The sequence below is a fragment of the Klebsiella sp. ME-303 genome (genome assembly GCF_007910085.1).
In the GTDB taxonomy this organism is placed as follows: Bacteria; Pseudomonadota; Gammaproteobacteria; order Enterobacterales; family Enterobacteriaceae; genus Klebsiella; species Klebsiella michiganensis.
In genome coordinates this window covers 160,694-176,339 of record NZ_VOJB01000073.1, presented here as the reverse complement: position 1 = coordinate 176,339, position 15,646 = coordinate 160,694, and the positions used below count along the sequence as shown (strand labels likewise).

General features: G+C 56.5%; 15 protein-coding genes. 1 reads left to right on the top strand and 14 read right to left on the bottom strand.

The annotated features are described in order from the left end of the window. Positions 1 to 140 precede the first annotated feature (140 nt). The 7 genes from FQK12_RS12865 to hinT all read right to left on the bottom strand — a co-directional run bounded on the left by FQK12_RS12865 (position 141) and on the right by hinT (position 5,485). Positions 141 to 1,445, bottom strand: a complete 1,305-nt coding sequence (locus FQK12_RS12865; RefSeq protein ID WP_004849932.1) for an NAD(P)/FAD-dependent oxidoreductase — start codon at positions 1,443 to 1,445, stop codon at positions 141 to 143. Between the two features lie 235 nt (positions 1,446 to 1,680). Next, positions 1,681 to 2,223 carry an alpha/beta hydrolase YcfP gene (gene ycfP / locus FQK12_RS12860; protein WP_004849931.1) on the bottom strand — a complete coding sequence of 181 codons (543 nt, stop codon included), beginning with the start codon at positions 2,221 to 2,223 and terminating at the stop codon, positions 1,681 to 1,683. Positions 2,224 to 2,259: 36 nt separating this feature from the next. Beyond that, positions 2,260 to 3,270 (bottom strand): beta-N-acetylhexosaminidase, encoded by a 1,011-nt coding sequence (nagZ, locus tag FQK12_RS12855; RefSeq protein ID WP_162097166.1) that lies wholly within the window; start codon positions 3,268 to 3,270, stop codon positions 2,260 to 2,262. A gap of 31 nt (positions 3,271 to 3,301) precedes the next feature. Further along, positions 3,302 to 4,120 (bottom strand): thiamine kinase, encoded by an 819-nt coding sequence (gene thiK, locus FQK12_RS12850; RefSeq protein ID WP_014228848.1) that lies wholly within the window; start codon positions 4,118 to 4,120, stop codon positions 3,302 to 3,304. Continuing rightward, on the bottom strand, positions 4,101 to 4,736 hold the full coding sequence (gene lpoB, locus FQK12_RS12845; RefSeq protein ID WP_014228847.1) for a penicillin-binding protein activator LpoB: 636 nt from the start codon (positions 4,734 to 4,736) through the stop codon (positions 4,101 to 4,103). The genes thiK and lpoB overlap by 20 nt, the downstream gene beginning before the upstream one ends. 12 nt (positions 4,737 to 4,748) lie before the next feature. Next, positions 4,749 to 5,123: a YcfL family protein gene (locus FQK12_RS12840; RefSeq protein WP_014228846.1), complete on the bottom strand. Its 375-nt coding sequence runs from the start codon at positions 5,121 to 5,123 to the stop codon at positions 4,749 to 4,751. A gap of 5 nt (positions 5,124 to 5,128) precedes the next feature. Continuing rightward, positions 5,129 to 5,485 (bottom strand): purine nucleoside phosphoramidase, encoded by a 357-nt coding sequence (gene hinT, locus FQK12_RS12835; protein WP_004849924.1) that lies wholly within the window; start codon positions 5,483 to 5,485, stop codon positions 5,129 to 5,131. A 353-nt stretch (positions 5,486 to 5,838) separates the two neighbouring features. Here hinT and fhuE point away from each other — a divergent pair, with 353 nt between their 5' ends. After that, a complete protein-coding gene (gene fhuE / locus FQK12_RS12825) occupies positions 5,839 to 8,022 on the top strand; it encodes a ferric-rhodotorulic acid/ferric-coprogen receptor FhuE (RefSeq protein ID WP_014228845.1) in 2,184 nt (727 codons plus the stop codon). A 99-nt stretch (positions 8,023 to 8,121) separates the two neighbouring features. Here the strand turns inward: fhuE and ptsG are convergent, their stop codons facing one another. The 7 genes from ptsG to fabF all read right to left on the bottom strand — a co-directional run bounded on the left by ptsG (position 8,122) and on the right by fabF (position 15,511). Then, positions 8,122 to 9,555, bottom strand: coding sequence for a PTS glucose transporter subunit IIBC (gene ptsG, locus FQK12_RS12820; RefSeq protein ID WP_014228844.1), 1,434 nt, complete (start codon positions 9,553 to 9,555; stop codon positions 8,122 to 8,124). Between the two features lie 297 nt (positions 9,556 to 9,852). Further along, positions 9,853 to 10,647 (bottom strand): metal-dependent hydrolase, encoded by a 795-nt coding sequence (locus FQK12_RS12815; RefSeq protein WP_004849918.1) that lies wholly within the window; start codon positions 10,645 to 10,647, stop codon positions 9,853 to 9,855. 10 nt (positions 10,648 to 10,657) lie between these two features. After that, on the bottom strand, positions 10,658 to 11,662 hold the full coding sequence (gene holB, locus FQK12_RS12810; protein WP_014228843.1) for a DNA polymerase III subunit delta': 1,005 nt from the start codon (positions 11,660 to 11,662) through the stop codon (positions 10,658 to 10,660). Next, positions 11,659 to 12,300, bottom strand: a complete 642-nt coding sequence (gene tmk / locus FQK12_RS12805; RefSeq protein WP_004849914.1) for a dTMP kinase — start codon at positions 12,298 to 12,300, stop codon at positions 11,659 to 11,661. The genes holB and tmk overlap by 4 nt, the downstream gene beginning before the upstream one ends. Next, positions 12,290 to 13,312 carry a cell division protein YceG gene (yceG, locus tag FQK12_RS12800; protein WP_004849912.1) on the bottom strand — a complete coding sequence of 341 codons (1,023 nt, stop codon included), beginning with the start codon at positions 13,310 to 13,312 and terminating at the stop codon, positions 12,290 to 12,292. Before yceG ends, tmk begins: the two co-directional genes overlap by 11 nt. Positions 13,313 to 13,314: 2 nt before the next feature. Beyond that, positions 13,315 to 14,124, bottom strand: coding sequence for an aminodeoxychorismate lyase (gene pabC / locus FQK12_RS12795; RefSeq protein WP_014228842.1), 810 nt, complete (start codon positions 14,122 to 14,124; stop codon positions 13,315 to 13,317). Between the two features lie 145 nt (positions 14,125 to 14,269). Then, on the bottom strand, positions 14,270 to 15,511 hold the full coding sequence (gene fabF, locus FQK12_RS12790) for a beta-ketoacyl-ACP synthase II (protein ID WP_004849908.1): 1,242 nt from the start codon (positions 15,509 to 15,511) through the stop codon (positions 14,270 to 14,272). Positions 15,512 to 15,646: the final 135 nt, after the last annotated feature.

The following is a 15,646-nucleotide window of genomic DNA, read 5'->3' as shown; positions in this document are numbered from 1 at the left end:
GAACGTGTGGCAAATCAACGGGATTCGGAGGAATCTGAGAGGGTTTTCCGGCAAGGAAAGGAGGATATTCTGGCTATGAGTCTCTTAATGCGAAAAGCAAACGGGCGGACAAAACCTTCTGGCTTTGCCGCCCAGAGACATTAATGCAGCTTCAGGCGCGGACGAATAATGCGGTTGATACGTCCTACCAGCATCATCAGACCGGTTTTAAAGTAGCCGTGCAGCGCAATCTGGTGCATGCGATACAGCGAGATATAGACGAAGCGCGCAATGCGACCTTCGATCATCATTGAACCGCGCATCAGGTTGCCCATCAGGCTGCCCACGGTGGAATAGTTAGAGAGCGACACCAGCGAACCGTGATCTTTATAGGTATAAGCTTTCAGCGGCTTACCTTTCATCTGCGCCAGAATATTGTGCAGGGCGCAGGTCGCCATCTGGTGCGCAGCCTGAGCGCGCGGTGGAACAAAACCGCCTTCCGGGCGGGCGCAGGACGCGCAGTCGCCGATGGCGTAAATATCCGCATCGCGCGTCGTTTGCAGCGTCGGTTCGACCACCAGCTGGTTAATACGGTTAGTCTCCAGACCGCCAATCTCTTTCATAAAGTCCGGCGCCTTAATCCCGGCCGCCCAGACCATCAGGTCAGCGTTGATAAATTCGCCTTCTTTCGTGTGCAGACCGTTTGCATCGGCGCTGGTGACCATGGTTTTGGTCAATACGCGAACGCCAAGCTTGGTCAGCTCGCTGTGCGCGGCGCCGGAAATGCGCGGCGGCAGCGCGGGCAGAATACGCTCGCCAGCTTCAACCAGCGTCACGTTCAGAGCTTCGTTAGTCAGACCTTTGTAGCCGTAGCTGTGCAGCTGTTTCACCGCATTGTGCAGCTCGGCCGACAGCTCAACGCCGGTCGCGCCGCCGCCGACGATGGCGATATTCACCTTACCGTTCGCCCCGAGGTTCGCCGAATACTTGAGGAACAGATCCAGCATTTCCTGATGGAAACGACGCGCCTGATGCGGATTATCGAGGAAGATGCAGTTCTCTTTCACGCCAGGCGTGTTGAAGTCGTTCGACGTACTTCCCAGCGCCATGACCAGCGTGTCGTAAGGCAGCTTACGCTCGGGCACCAGCAGCTCGCCCTTCTCGTTATGCAGCTCGGCGAGGGTGATCGTTTTGGTTTCACGGTTAATATCCACCACCGATCCCAGCTGGAACTGGAAGTCGTGGTTACGGGCGTGAGCAAGATAGCTCAGCGCGTCTACACCTTCATCAAGTGAACCGGTCGCCACTTCATGCAGCAGCGGTTTCCACAGGTGGCTGTGGTTACGATCAACCAGCGTGATTTTGGCCTTTTTATTACGGCCCAGCTTTTTACCCAACTGGGTAGCCAGCTCCAGCCCACCGGCACCACCACCCACAATCACTATTTTTTTCAATGGCGTAGTCACGCGACCCCCTAAAATTATTAACCAATTGTTAACTAAAAGTTATAGATATAACCTTTAATTAACAACAGGTTACGGCAGTGAAACCATTCAGCGAGATCGAGAATAACATGAACGGTGCATTGGTCATACCAAAATTGATATGCATCAAGTTTTACCGCATATTTTTTGAGCGCAGAATCGCAAAAATGAATAAAAAAAAGCCCGCGATGTTTTCACATTGCGGGCCGGCGCGCGTTTAGCCGAGGGTTTTGAAGGCTTTTATGCGCTGGAGATGCGGGGAGATATTCTTGAACTTGTGGGTCTGCTCTTCATCCCAAATTATCTCATAGTAATGGTGCAGCAGGTCCGCCGAACGCTGGCTATTCAGCGCTTCGTCCTGACGAGATAGCACCACCAGGCAGCGATCGCGGTTTTTTTCGCGGAAATTATTCACGCATTTGGTGGCAATATCCGCATACTCTTCCGGCCGATCAATTTTCCCTTCCATGTTTTCATTGGGAAACAGGTTCGGGTTAAAAATGGCCTGGCGGATATCGCAAAGAAAGCCAATTCGCTCCGCCCAGAAGCCGCCGAGACCCACGCCGCAAATCAGCGGCCGATCGTCGGCGCTCAGCTGCAGCATCTTATCGACCTCTTTTAATAAGTGCTGCATATCATGTTTGGGATGCCGCGTGCTGTAGCTAATCAACCGAACATCGGGGTCAATAAACTGAAGCTGAAGCACCTTCTCATGGTTACCGGGGCTGTTTGAATCAAAACCATGTAAATAGATAATCATCGCATCCTCACCAGACAACAACGCCTTTCAGGTTTATTACGCGGATTTCGCCTCTTGCCAGCGCGCGTGAAGCTGCTCAAGCTGCGCGCTGATCGTCTTCCAGCGGGCGGAATCCCTTAACGCCTGACGGCTAAAGGAACCTTTATGATACAATTTCGTAACACGTTCTGCTTTGATCGGCGACAGGTTATCCAGCACGCTGACCGCACCCTTACGATTATTGCAGACAAGGATCATATCGCAACCCGCTTCCAGCGATGCCTGGCCGCGCTCGGCGTAGCTGCCCATAATCGCCGCCCCTTCCATCGACAGATCGTCAGAGAAAATCACCCCTTCAAATCCCAGCTCACCGCGCAGAACCGTTTTTAGCCAGTGCGCAGATCCGCTGGCCGGACGCGGGTCAACGTCGCTGTAGATGACGTGAGCGGGCATGATCGCATCAAGCCGCTGCTCGCCAATCAGCGTACGGAAGATGGCCATATCTCTGGCGCGAATTTCCGCTTCCGCGCGCGGATCGCGCGGCGTCTCTTTATGGGAATCGGCCGTCACCGCGCCGTGTCCGGGAAAGTGCTTACCGGTGGTTTTCATTCCCGCGGCGTGCATGCCGTCAATAAAATGACGAGCTATCGCCAGGGCTTTGTCGGGATCGTCGTGATAGGATCGCTCGCCAATAGCGGCGCTGATATGCCCAACGTCCAGAACCGGCGCAAAGCTGATATCAATATCCATGGCGATCATTTCGCTGGCCATGAGCCAGCCGGCCTCTGCGGCCAGCTTACCGCCCTCCTCCATGCCAAGCAGCGCGGCGAAAGATTGCGCCGCGGGAAGGCGGGTAAAGCCCTCGCGGAAACGCTGTACGCGCCCGCCTTCCTGATCTACCGCCACCACCAGATGGTTGCGCGAGGCCTCGCGGATCTGGCGGACCAGCTCACGCAGCTGCGCCGGATCGTGATAGTTGCGGGTAAACAGGATCAGCCCGCCAACCAAAGGATGCGCCAGAATCTCACGCTCTTCCGCATCCAGTTCAAAACCTTCGACATCCAACATTACCGGGCCCACATCCACCTCTCTTATCCTTTTACTTTTTGTCTAACTGGCGCCATACCTCATCCGCCAGCGCAATAAACTGTCGGTCGCCGGTTTGCTGCCAGCGTCGCTCGTACCAGCCCGCCATCAGCAGCTGCACCCACGGACGCCAGCGCTGAATTTGCCGCCAGAGCTGAAGCTCATCGATGCTCGCCTGCCTCGCGTATTCTGCGGCTAGCCGACGATGCGCGGCGGGCTCGATCCACACCGCCGCCAGCTCCAGCGCAACATCGCCATCGCCCGCATATTCCCAGTCAATCAGCCGCAGTCCCGCCTCGCCGTGAACGATGTTGCCCGCATGGACATCCATATGTAACGGGGCGAGACGCAGCGGCCGGGGCTCGCCGCGACGCAGCAGCCGTTTGTGCCAGCGTAGCCACTGCGGTGTGCGCCGCGCGGGGCTGCACTGTTGCCAGTACCGCTCAAGCAGCGGCCGCAGCGCGATACGCCAGCCAAAGCGCGGCTGCTGGTGCAGATGATACAGTAACCCTGCGAGCGCCGGACACTCCGGTAATGCGTTAACCACATCGCCTGAGCAATATTCCACCACCATCCAGGCGGGAGAATAAAACACCGGCGCGGGCGCTAACGAATCGGGAAGGCGTGACAGAACGTGATATTGACGGCGAAAGTCGCAGGCCGGCGCATGCGGATCGTGCGGCTGGCGCAGCACCCGCTTTTGCCGACCATCGCTGAGAATGCAGCTGCCGCCGCTCAGCCCGTTTTGGGGCGGCGCGGCGACAGGCGTATAGCGCGGGAAAAAGCGCGACAGCACTTCGTCGCGCGTGAGCTTATTGTTGCTGAACAGCACCTTTGCCTGACCAGATAATTTCGCCGGTCTGGACCAGCATTAGCTGCATTTTCAGCTCAGGGGAATTAACGTTGCCGGTCGCGTTGGAATAGAGCACGTACTGTGCGCCAACGGTACGCGCAATGCCCATCGCTTTACTGCGGCTGCCAAGGCTATCCTGCGGCGACAGGCCAAGCTGCTGTTTGGCTACGCCCAGCTGCTGCTGCGAGACCAGGGTGAATTTTCCATTGCCTTCCAGCGCGTTGCGCAGCGCCGTGGTGGCCTCTCCCGCATTCAACGTGCCGTTGGTGCGGTTATTGACGCTGTCGACCAGCAAAATGCTGCCCGCATTTACGCCGCTGGCCTGCAGCATCTGCCCAATCATCGGCTGCACCGCGGAATTCCAGTCAAAATGACGCACGCGCGGCGCCGGCTGCGCTGGCTGCTCGCCGTGTTCTATCGGACCCGGCTGCGTAGGTATCACGGGAATAGTCGGCACAGTCGGCTGCGGCTGAACGGGCTGCTGCGGCTTCGGCTGCGCTTCCTCAACGGGAGCGGGTTCCTGACGTTGACCCACGCATCCGGCAAGGAATATCGCCAGTGCGGTAACTAATGCATAGCGACATAGTTTAATCATTACGATTACCTCTTACAGATAAAGATAAAGTCGGGCCTTGTGCGCCCCCAGAATATTGGCGCTGCCATAAAGCGTAACGGAAGAGTGCGCAGGCACCGTTATGCTGCGCGCGGACTCCAGCGGATGCATTTCCAGCCCTCTGGCGTCATACCAGAAAAAGCGATAATGCACGGTCACCGGTACCTGGCGTTCATTGAACAATCGGGTGGTCGCCGTCGCCTGAATCTCGGATGCGGTCACCGTCGGTACTTCAGCGCTGATGCCCGCTGCCAGTACGTTTGATTCCATCACCAGACTTTGCTGATCGCTGACCGGAATTTCCGGATGCGAACTGCACCCGGCCAGTAACGTCACGGCCAGAAGTGCGCCGAAGTGAGCTGCGCGCATGAATGTTAACCTTTATGAGCCAGCATCGGGCCTAACGGACGGCCGCCCAACAGGTGCATATGGACATGGTAGACCTCCTGGCCCCCGTGGCGATTGCAGTTGACGATCAGGCGATAGCCATCGTCGGCAAGCCCCTCATCGCGGGCGATTTTCGCCGCGACGGTCATCATGCGTCCCAGGGCAAGCTCGTGCTCTGCGGTCACATCGTTGACGGTGGGAATCAGGATATTGGGAACGATCAGAATATGGGTTGGCGCCTGCGGAGATATGTCGCGAAAAGCGGTCACGAGCTCATCCTGATAAACCACATCCGACGGGATCTCCCGGCGAATGATTTTGCTGAAAATCGTTTCTTCTGCCATGACTGATTCCTTAATAATTTTTATACCGTGCTCTGGCCTGCCTCTGCAGGTAAACGCGGATGCACAGGATTCCCCTAAGAGTATGAGCGAGTTACTCCCCCTCTTTCAACCTGAATGCGTTTTTTCTTACGCGAGCAAGCGCTTAGCTGCTGACGGATTAAGCGTTTCTTCGCTGTATGCCCCCCGGTACCGGTCAACAAGACCCGGGTACAGCCGTTTTCCCACTTGTTTACATATTAAATATTAATGCGTATATTTCTCATTTGTATTCAAAGAAAATGCAGTGCACTGACGATCTACCGCGGCTATCGCGCCGCAGCAAATAACAACAATCATACGATCAAGGGTTTATGATGTCTCTCTCCACCAACTTTCGGGATGGGCGTAACGCGCCGTCCCTGCTTGCTATGGGTATCGCGCTGGCGATCTTTCCCAACCTCAGTCAGGCAGCCGGCACGTCCGAAGACACTATTATTGTAGAAGGTTCCGCAGATAGCGCCTCGGAGACACAAGAGCAGGACTACAGCGTCAGAACCACCTCAGCCGGGACTAAAATGGAGATGGCCCAGCGCGATATCCCGCAATCGGTCAGTATCATTACCGAACAGCGGATGCGGGATCAGCAGCTGCAAACGCTGGGCGACGTCATGGACCATACCATGGGGATCAGCAGCAGCCAGGCGGACTCAGACCGCACCAGCTATTATTCCCGCGGTTTTGAGATCGACAATTATATGGTCGATGGCATTCCGACCTGGTTTGAATCTCGCTGGAATCTGGGCGACGCGCTTTCCGATATGGCCCTCTTCGAACGGGTTGAGGTCGTACGCGGCGCCAACGGCTTGCTGACCGGTACCGGCAACCCTGCCGCGTCGGTCAATATGATCCGCAAGCACGCGACCAGTCGGGAGTTCAAGGGAAATGTCTCTGCGGAGTACGGCAGCTGGAATAAGCAGCGCTACGTTGCTGATATGCAAAGCCCGCTGACTGACGATGGCAGCGTACGGGCGCGCATTATCGCCGGTTATCAAAATAATGACTCGTGGCTGGATCGCTATAACAGCGAAAAAACGTTCTTCTCCGGCATTCTTGATGCCGATCTCGGTACGTCGTCCGCTTTATCCGCTGGCTACGAGTATCAGCGTATCGACGTGAATAGCCCGACATGGGGTGGCCTGCCTCGCTGGAATACCGATGGCAGCAAGAACCACTATGACCGCGCCCACAGCACCGCGCCCGACTGGGCCTATAACGACAAAGAGATCAACAAGGTCTTCGTCACGCTGAAACAGCGCTTTGCCGATACCTGGCAGGCAACGCTGAATGCCACCCATTCTGAGATCACGTTCGACAGCAAGATGATGTACGTGGACGCGTACGTCAACAAAGCGACCGGAATGCTGGTGGGCCCCTATAACAGCTACGGCCCGGGCTATGATTACGTCGGCGGTACCGGCTGGAATAGCGGCAAACGTAAAGTCGACGCCGTTGACCTGTTCGCCGACGGCGGCTACGACCTGTTTGGTCGCCAGCACAACCTGATGATCGGCACCAGCTACAGTAAACAAAACAACCGCTATTTCAGTTCGTGGGCAAACGTCTTCCCCGATGAAGTTGGCAACTTCTATGGCTTCAATAGCGCGACATTCCCGGAAACCAGCTGGGGCCCGCAGAGCCTGGCGCAGGACGATACCACGCGAATGAAGTCGCTGTACGCGGCGACGCGTTTTTCCCTGCTTGACCCGCTGCATCTGATTCTTGGCGTCCGCTATAACAACTGGAGCATCGAGACGCTGACCTACACGATGGAGAAAAACCATACCACCCCGTACGCCGGGCTGGTTTACGACATCAACGACAGCTGGTCGGCCTACACCAGCTATACCTCGGTCTTCCAGCCGCAGAATAAGCGCGATAGTTCCGGTAAATACCTGACCCCGGTTACCGGAAACAACTATGAAGTGGGCCTGAAGTCGGACTGGATGGACAGCCGGTTAACGACGACGCTCGCCCTATTCCGCATCGAGCAGGATAACCTCGGCCAGGCGACCGGCGGGCAAATCCCCGGCAGTAACGGAGAAGCAGCCTATAAAACCGTCGACGGTACCGTAAGCAAAGGGGTGGAGTTCGAAATCAACGGGGCGATTACCGATAACTGGCAGATGACCTTTGGGGCGACGCGTTTTGTCGCTGAAGACAATGAAGGCAATGCGGTGAATCCCAACCTGCCGCGTACCAGCGTCAAGCTGTTCACCCGCTACCGTCTGCCGGTAATGCCTGAACTGACCGTCGGCGGCGGCGTTAACTGGCAGAACCGGGTGTATAAAGATACCGCGACGCCGTACGGGACGTTCCGTGCGGAACAAGGCAGCTACGCGCTGGTGGATGTGTTCACTCGCTACCAGGTCACTAAAAATTTTGCTGTGCAGGGTAACGTCAATAACCTGTTCGACAAAACCTACGACACCAACATCGATGGTTCCATCGTCTACGGCGAACCGCGCAACGTCAGCATTACGGCCAGCTATCAGTTCTGATCTCTGCTTAACGTGACGAAAGCCGCGGGCGCGCTTTTAACGCCTGCGGCCATTAAAAAAGGCAGCCCGTAGGCTGCCTTAGTCTCCCCATATCACAACTTAGCTGTTGCGGATGTATTCATCCATTTCAGTTTTCAGGTTATCGGATTTGGTACCGAAAATAGCCTGAACGCCTGAACCTGCAACAACCACGCCTGCGGCACCCAGTTTTTTCAGGCCAGCCTGATCAACTTTCGCCACATCCGCCACGCTCACGCGCAGACGAGTGATACATGCGTCGAGGTTAGTAATGTTCTCTTTACCGCCGAACGCGGCAATCAGAGCCGGAGCCATTTCGCTGGTCGCGCCAGCTTTGCTGTCTTCGGTGGCGTCTTCACGACCCGGGGTTTTCAGATCCAGCGCTTTGATCAGCACGCGGAACACCACGTAGTAAACAATCGCGTAGCAGATACCGACGATCGGGAACAGCCACAGCTTGCTGCTGTTGCCAGACAGAACGATGAAGTCGATCAGGCCGTGAGAGAACGACGTACCGTCACGCATACCCAGCAGGATACAGATCGGGAAGGCCAGACCTGCCAGAATCGCGTGGATGATGTACAGGATCGGCGCAACGAACATGAACGAGAACTCGATCGGCTCGGTAATACCGGTCAGGAACGAGGTCAGCGCTGCGGAGATCATGATACCGCCCACTTTCGCGCGGTTTTCTGGTTTAGCAGAGTGCCAGATAGCGATAGCGGCGGCCGGCAGACCGTACATTTTGAACAGGAAGCCGCCGGACAGTTTGCCCGCAGTCGGGTCGCCTGCCATATAGCGCGGAATATCACCGTGGAAGACCTGACCTGCTGCGTTGGTGTATTCACCAATCTGCATCTGGAAAGGAACGTTCCAGATGTGGTGCAGACCAAACGGCACCAGGCAGCGCTCAATGAAGCCGTAGATACCGAACGCAACAACCGGGTTCTGGTAAGCGGCCCACTGGGAGAAAGTCTGGATTGCGGTACCGATCGGCGGCCAGATAAAGGACAGGATCACGCCAGTGAAGATCGCTGCCAGGCCGGAGATAATTGGCACAAAACGCTTGCCCGCAAAGAAGCCCAGATACTCAGGCAGCTTAATGCGATAGAAGCGGTTGAACATGTAGGCTGCGATAGCACCGGAGATGATACCGCCGAGGACGCCGGTATCCGCCAGGTGTTTAGCCGCAATCTCTTCAGCAGGTAAATGCAGAACCAGAGGTGCAACCACGGCCATGGTTTTCACCATGATGCCGTAAGCGACGACCGATGCCAGAGCGGATACGCCGTCGTTATTGGTGAAGCCAAGTGCGACACCGATAGCAAAAATCAGCGGCATGTTAGCGAAGACCGAACCGCCCGCTTCCGCCATGACGTGGGAAACTACGGCTGGCAGCCAGCTGAAGTTTGCGGAACCGACGCCCAGCAGGATACCTGCGATAGGCAGTACGGATACCGGCAGCATCAGCGATTTACCGACCTTCTGCAGGTTAGCAAATGCATTCTTAAACATAATTGAGAGTGCTCCTGAGTATTTGGTGCTTTTTTACGTTTTCACGCATTGGCCCGGGGGGAGAACCGCGCCGTGGACAGGACATCTAAGCGCCCTTTATTTATTACACAGAGTAAAATAATTACCGGGATGATTGTTTGACGGCTATCACGTTTCAATCAGACACCCATTAAAAACTGACATTGATTTACATAAGTCGTGTCTGAATGTTGCCAAAAAACCTTCACCGCCCCATTTGTGGCGGTGAACTTTACTCGCTTTAGCTATTAATTACGAGCCTTAAAATAATAAGCAATATCAGAGAGGTTGCAGCCGGGAGGGGTCAATATGAAAAAGCGTCGCGAAATTTTCAGTCGTCTGTTGTGCCAGCTGCTCCAGCGATACGCCCTTGAGGACCGCCATATACTCGGCGACGTCCCGGACCATTGCCGGCTGGTTCTCTTTGCCGCGATGCGGTACCGGCGCCAGATACGGCGAATCGGTCTCCACCAGCAGGCGATCGAGAGGTACATAGCGCGCAGCATCGCGAAGCTGCTCCGCATTACGGAACGTCACAATGCCGGAAAACGAGATATAGAACCCCATATCCAGCAGCTTACCCGCTGTCTCCCTATCCTCAGTGAAACAGTGTAGTACGCCACCGCAATCCGTCACTTTTTCTTCGCGTAAAATTTCCAGCGTATCGGCGCGGGCATCGCGGGTGTGAACAATAACCGGCTTATTCAGCTCCCGGCCTATACGGATATGATCGCGAAACGACGCCTGCTGACGCGCTTTTGTTTCCGGCGTGTAGAAATAATCGAGCCCGGTCTCGCCCATCGCGACGACGCCGTCCTCTGCTGCGAGTTTGCGCAGCTCTTCAACGTCATACTCTTCATCCTGGTTTAACGGATGGACGCCGCAGGAAAAAACGACGTCGTGACGCTGCCCCACCAGCTCGCGCATACCGCGGTATCCCGGCAGCGTCGTCGCCACCGCCAGGCAAAATTTCACATCGCGCGCGGAAGCCTTTGCCAGTACATCGTCCACATCTTTATGCAGCGTTTGATAATCCAGGCCATCGAGATGGCAATGGGAGTCGACTAAAAACATGATGTCTCTCTCAGAGGTGGGATACGGGAAGAACCGCCCCGGGTTGCAGGTAATGTTCCCAGCGCAGAAGGCGCTCGGTTAGCAGCAGTTCGCGATTAATGCCGACAACGCTCAACAGCTGTTCGCGGCAGGCGCTGACGTCACGCGCAATCGCCTGCAGGCGCGCCGCCGGCAGCGCAGCGGCCAGCTGATTGACCAGTGGCCAGGCGTCCGGATTGCTGATAAGCGTAATCCCCTGCTGCCTTTTTTGCGCATCGACCAGCAGCGATGCCAGCCAGTGCAGGCGAATCGCTGCCTGTTCATGGTTCAAAATCGGCAACAGCGTCAGCCAGTCGCCGTGAGTTAAAATATTACCCAGGATCTGACAAAGCTGCTGGCGCGGTGCCCAGTGAGAATCCTGCAGCAGATCCAGCGCTGCCGCTGGCGCGTTGGCGCTCAGCCGCAGCGCCGCGAGCAGCGCGTCTTGTGACATCGTCACTTCCCGCTCTAACCACGCCAGCGCGTAGCGTTCTGAAGGCGGAGCAAGGTGATACAAACGACAGCGGCTGCGCAGCGTTGCCAGCAGGCGCGCTGGCTCCTGACAGGCCAGGAAGAACCAGGTATTCTCCGGCGGCTCCTCCAGCGTTTTCAGCAGCGCGTTTGCCGCCGCATCCGTCAGCATAGCGGCATCGCCTATCCACACCACCTTCGCGCCGCCAAGCCGGGCGTGCTCATAAAGCTTTTCGCTCACCTCGCGCACGGCATCGATCCCGAGCGAGCTCTTCCCCTTTTCCGGGGTCAACGCATAATAATCAGGATGGGTACCGGCCTGCATCAGCTGACAGCTGTGGCAATGACCGCAGCTTTTATGCCCTTCCGGCTGGCGGCACATCAGAAAGCGACAAAGCGCGTAAATCAGCGCATCGCTCCCCATGCCCGGCAGCGCCTGGACCATCAGCGCATGGTGGCCCCGTCCCGCCTGATAGCTGGCAACCAGCTGTTCAAAGGGCGGGCGTAACCACGGATACCATTTCATGGGAGTTGCTCCGCAACCCACTGATTGACCACCGCACGGATGTCGCGCTCGACGGCCTCCAGCGGCTGGGTGGCGTCAACGGTACGGATGGTGGGATCCTGCGCCGCCAGTTCAAGGTAGCGCGCGCGAGTTCGATTAAAGAAATCCAGCGACTCCTGCTCAATTCGGTCAAGTTCGCCGCGGGCGCGGGCGCGCTTCAGGCCCACCTCCGGAGTCACATCAAGATAAAGCGTCAGATGGGGACGAAAGTCTCCCAGTACCGCGTCACGCAGGGTCGCCAGCATCGTCTGGTCGATACCGCGACCGCCGCCCTGATAGGCCTGGGTAGAGAGATCGTGACGATCGCCAATGACCCATTGACCGCGCGCCAGAGCGGGTTTAATCACCGTCTCTACCAGCTGTACGCGCGCCGCGTAAAACATCAGCACTTCCGCTTTATCATTAATCACTTCATCGCCGGTGGACTGAATATCCAGCACCAGGCTGCGCAGCTTCTCGGCCAGAATGGTGCCGCCCGGTTCGCGGGTAAACACCATATCGCTAACGCCCAGCTGTTTTAGCGTCTCTACCACACATTCACGCGCGGTGGTTTTCCCTGCGCCCTCCAGGCCCTCGATGACGATATAGTTACTGCGCATTTTTTTCCTTAAGTACTTTCAAATAATCCTGAACCGAGCGGTTATGGCTGGCCAGGTTGGTGTTAAACGTATGCCCGCCCTTGCCGTCCGCGACAAAATAAAGATACGGCGTTTTCGCCGGATGCGCGGCGGCGTTCAGCGAGGCCTCGCCCGGTGCGGCGATGGGTCCGGGCGGCATACCGTTAATGGCATAGGTATTGTAAGCGGTCGGCGTTTCCAGGTCTTTACGCGTCAATTTGCCATTATAACTCTCCCCCATCCCGTAAATCACGGTGGGATCGGTTTGCAGACGCATGCCGATACGTAAACGATTAATAAATACCGATGCGACGCGGTCGCGCTCTTCCGGCAGCGCCGTCTCTTTTTCAATGATAGAGGCCATCGTCAGCAGCTGATTCTTATCATGATACGGCAGATTCTCCATCCGCCCTTCCCAGGCTTTATCGACCGCGGCAACCATCTTCTGATGCGCGCGCTTAAGGATCGCCACATCGCTGGTATTGGCGGTATACATCCAGGTATCCGGCCAGAACCAGCCTTCGACCCAATCGGGATGTTCCAGTTCAAGGGCCTTCGCCACAGTTTCATAGCTATCATCCGCCAGCGTATGCTTGACGTAAGGCGCATCGCGCAGCTGACGCAGGTAGTCACTCACCCGCATACCTTCAACGAAGCGCAGCGGAAACTGCGCCTCTTTACCGCTGGCCAGCAGCTGCAGCATCTGGCGTACCGTCATATCAGGCGTAAAGCGATAGGTCCCGGCTTTAAAGTGGGACAGCTCAGGCTTGATGCGCAGCAGCCACTGGAACACCCGAGGGCGGTTAATGACTTTATCGCTATACAGCTGTTGCCCAAGCGCCAGGCGCCCCGTTCCGGCCTCAAGGGTAAAGATGGTCTCTTCTTTAATCAGTAACTTACTGTCCGCCAGCTGGCGAACTTTCCACATACCGATGCCTGCGGCGATGCCCAGCACCACCACCAACAGCAGAATGAAACGTAACATTTTCTTCATGGCTAATCAGACAGCTCACACAAGGGGGCTAAAAAATGATAAAGCTCGCGCGTGGACCAACGTTTATCGTTCCAGCGGCGAACAGGCACCAGCGGCATTAATGCGTTACAGACAAGGACCTCGTCGGCTTCGCGTAACGCCTCGGGGCGCATGGTGGCTTCGACAACGCGAAACGGCGATGGTGCCAGCTTAGCGAGAATGTACTGGCGCATAATACCGTTGACCCCCGCCCGATCGAGGCGCGGGGTAAAGACGTCGGATCCTTTACGCCAGAATAAGTTCGCGGCACAGCATTCCGTAAGCCACCCGTCGCTGTCAAGGACCAGCGCTTCATCGGCGTCCGTCTGCTCAAGATGAGAACGAATCAGCACCTGCTCCAGCCGATTAAGGTGTTTGAGGCCGGCGAGCGAGGGATTGCGTCCCAGCCTGACGGGGCTCAACGTCACGGAGATCCCCTCCTCGCGCCAGCGAAGATAGTGCTCCGGCCAGGGCGATACGCTGAGGATTCTCACGGGATTCACGCAGCCGGCAGCGCTGTATCCGCGCCCCCCCGCCCCGCGCGTGATGATGACCTTCAGCACGCCATCCTGATGGGGCTGCGCCAGATGCGCCATCTCCTGCGCTAATAGCGCCCAGTCGTCGTAGGGGATAAAGAGCTGTTCACAGGCCTTCTGCAGGCGGGCCAGATGGGCTGACAGCAGCTGAACCCGGCCTCTGACGATGCGCGCCGTGGTAAAGCAGCCATCGCCGAACTGAACGCTGCGATCGTTCACCGCAAGCGTTTCACTTTCAGCGCCATTTATCAAATACATAAAAGTCTCCTTATCGCTGGCCGGTTAGTTTCGCAGGAGGAGATACATTGAACAAGCGGAGAAAACTGAATAAAAAAAGGCCCGACGAGCGGGCCAGTTTTTCGATGAGCATTGACGTCAGCAAAGGCGTGGCGTCAGGCGCGCATCACACCCTTTTAAAGATTAGCGAGCCGTTAGTGCCGCCGAAGCCGAAGGAGTTACACAGGGTATACTCCAGATCGCTAACCTGACGCGCTTCGTGCGGAACGAAGTCCAGATCGCAACCGTCATCCGGGTTATCCAGGTTGATGGTTGGCGGAACCGCCCGATCGCGCAGCGCGAGGATGGAGTAGATAGACTCTACTGCGCCCGCGGCGCCCAGCAGGTGGCCGGTCATTGACTTAGTCGAGCTGACCATGACGCGGCTGGCAGCGTCACCGAAGACGGATTTCACCGCCTGCGCTTCTGCTTTATCGCCTGCCGGCGTAGAGGTGCCGTGGGCGTTGACGTAGCCAATCTGGCTTGCTTCAATGCCCGCGTCGCGAATAGCGTTAACCATCGCCAGCGCTGCGCCAGCGCCATCTTCCGGCGGTGAAGTCATATGGTAGGCATCGCTGCTCATACCAAAACCGACGATTTCCGCATAGATTTTCGCGCCGCGTTTTTTCGCGTGTTCGTACTCTTCCAGCACGACCATGCCTGCGCCGTCGCCCAGTACGAAACCATCACGCTCTTTATCCCATGGACGGCTTGCCGCCTGCGGGTTGTCATTGCGCGTGGAGAGCGCTCGTGCTGCACCAAAGCCGCCTACGCCCAGAGGAGTACTGGCTTTTTCTGCGCCACCGGCAACCATTGCGTCAGCATCGCCATAAGCGATAACGCGCGCTGCGTGACCAATATTGTGGACGCCAGAGGTGCAAGCGGTCGCGATGGAAATGCTTGGTCCACGCAGACCAAACATGATGGTCAGATGCCCGGCCACCATGTTAACGATTGTGGAAGGAACAAAGAACGGGCTGATCTTACGCGGTCCGCCTTTTACCAGCGAACTGTGGTTTTCTTCGATAAGGCCAAGTCCGCCAATACCGGAACCAATAGCGGCACCGATGCGGGTAGCATTCTCTTCCGTCACTTCAAGGCCAGAATCCTGCATGGCCTGAATGCCAGCGACAATTCCATATTGAATGAAGGCGTCCATCTTGCGCTGTTCTTTACGCGAGATGAAGTCATCACAGTTAAAATCCTTTACTAAGCCAGCAAATTTCGTTGCATAGGCGCTAGTATCGAAATGGTCGATCAGGCTGATGCCACTCTGACCGGCAAGGAGAGCTTTCCAGGTAGACTCTACGGTATTGCCGACAGGAGACAACATGCCCAGTCCGGTCACAACTACACGACGCTTAGACACGGTTGTCCTCCAGGGAGGGAAAATAGATTCTTGTGGGACAAAATATGGATAAAACTCAGGCGGTCGAGTGACCGCCTGGAGATGTTCACTTACGCCTGGTGGCCGTTGATGTAATCAATGGCAGCCTGAACAGTA

Coding starts and splice junctions, on each gene's coding strand:
- hinT (WP_004849924.1), bottom strand. CDS start 5,485: ATGGCAGAAGAAACGATTTTCAGCAAAATCATTCGCCGGGAGATCCCG.
- yceG (WP_004849912.1), bottom strand. CDS start 13,312: ATGAAGAAAATGTTACGTTTCATTCTGCTGTTGGTGGTGGTGCTGGGC.
- lpoB (WP_014228847.1), bottom strand. CDS start 4,736: ATGATTAAACTATGTCGCTATGCATTAGTTACCGCACTGGCGATATTC.
- pabC (WP_014228842.1), bottom strand. CDS start 14,124: ATGTATTTGATAAATGGCGCTGAAAGTGAAACGCTTGCGGTGAACGAT.
- ptsG (WP_014228844.1), bottom strand. CDS start 9,555: ATGTTTAAGAATGCATTTGCTAACCTGCAGAAGGTCGGTAAATCGCTG.
- ycfP (WP_004849931.1), bottom strand. CDS start 2,223: ATGATTATCTATTTACATGGTTTTGATTCAAACAGCCCCGGTAACCAT.
- fhuE (WP_014228845.1), top strand. CDS start 5,839: ATGTCTCTCTCCACCAACTTTCGGGATGGGCGTAACGCGCCGTCCCTG.
- holB (WP_014228843.1), bottom strand. CDS start 11,662: ATGAAATGGTATCCGTGGTTACGCCCGCCCTTTGAACAGCTGGTTGCC.
- FQK12_RS12815 (WP_004849918.1), bottom strand. CDS start 10,647: ATGTTTTTAGTCGACTCCCATTGCCATCTCGATGGCCTGGATTATCAA.
- FQK12_RS12840 (WP_014228846.1), bottom strand. CDS start 5,123: ATGCGCGCAGCTCACTTCGGCGCACTTCTGGCCGTGACGTTACTGGCC.
- nagZ (WP_162097166.1), bottom strand. CDS start 3,270: ATGTTGGATGTCGAAGGTTTTGAACTGGATGCGGAAGAGCGTGAGATT.
- tmk (WP_004849914.1), bottom strand. CDS start 12,300: ATGCGCAGTAACTATATCGTCATCGAGGGCCTGGAGGGCGCAGGGAAA.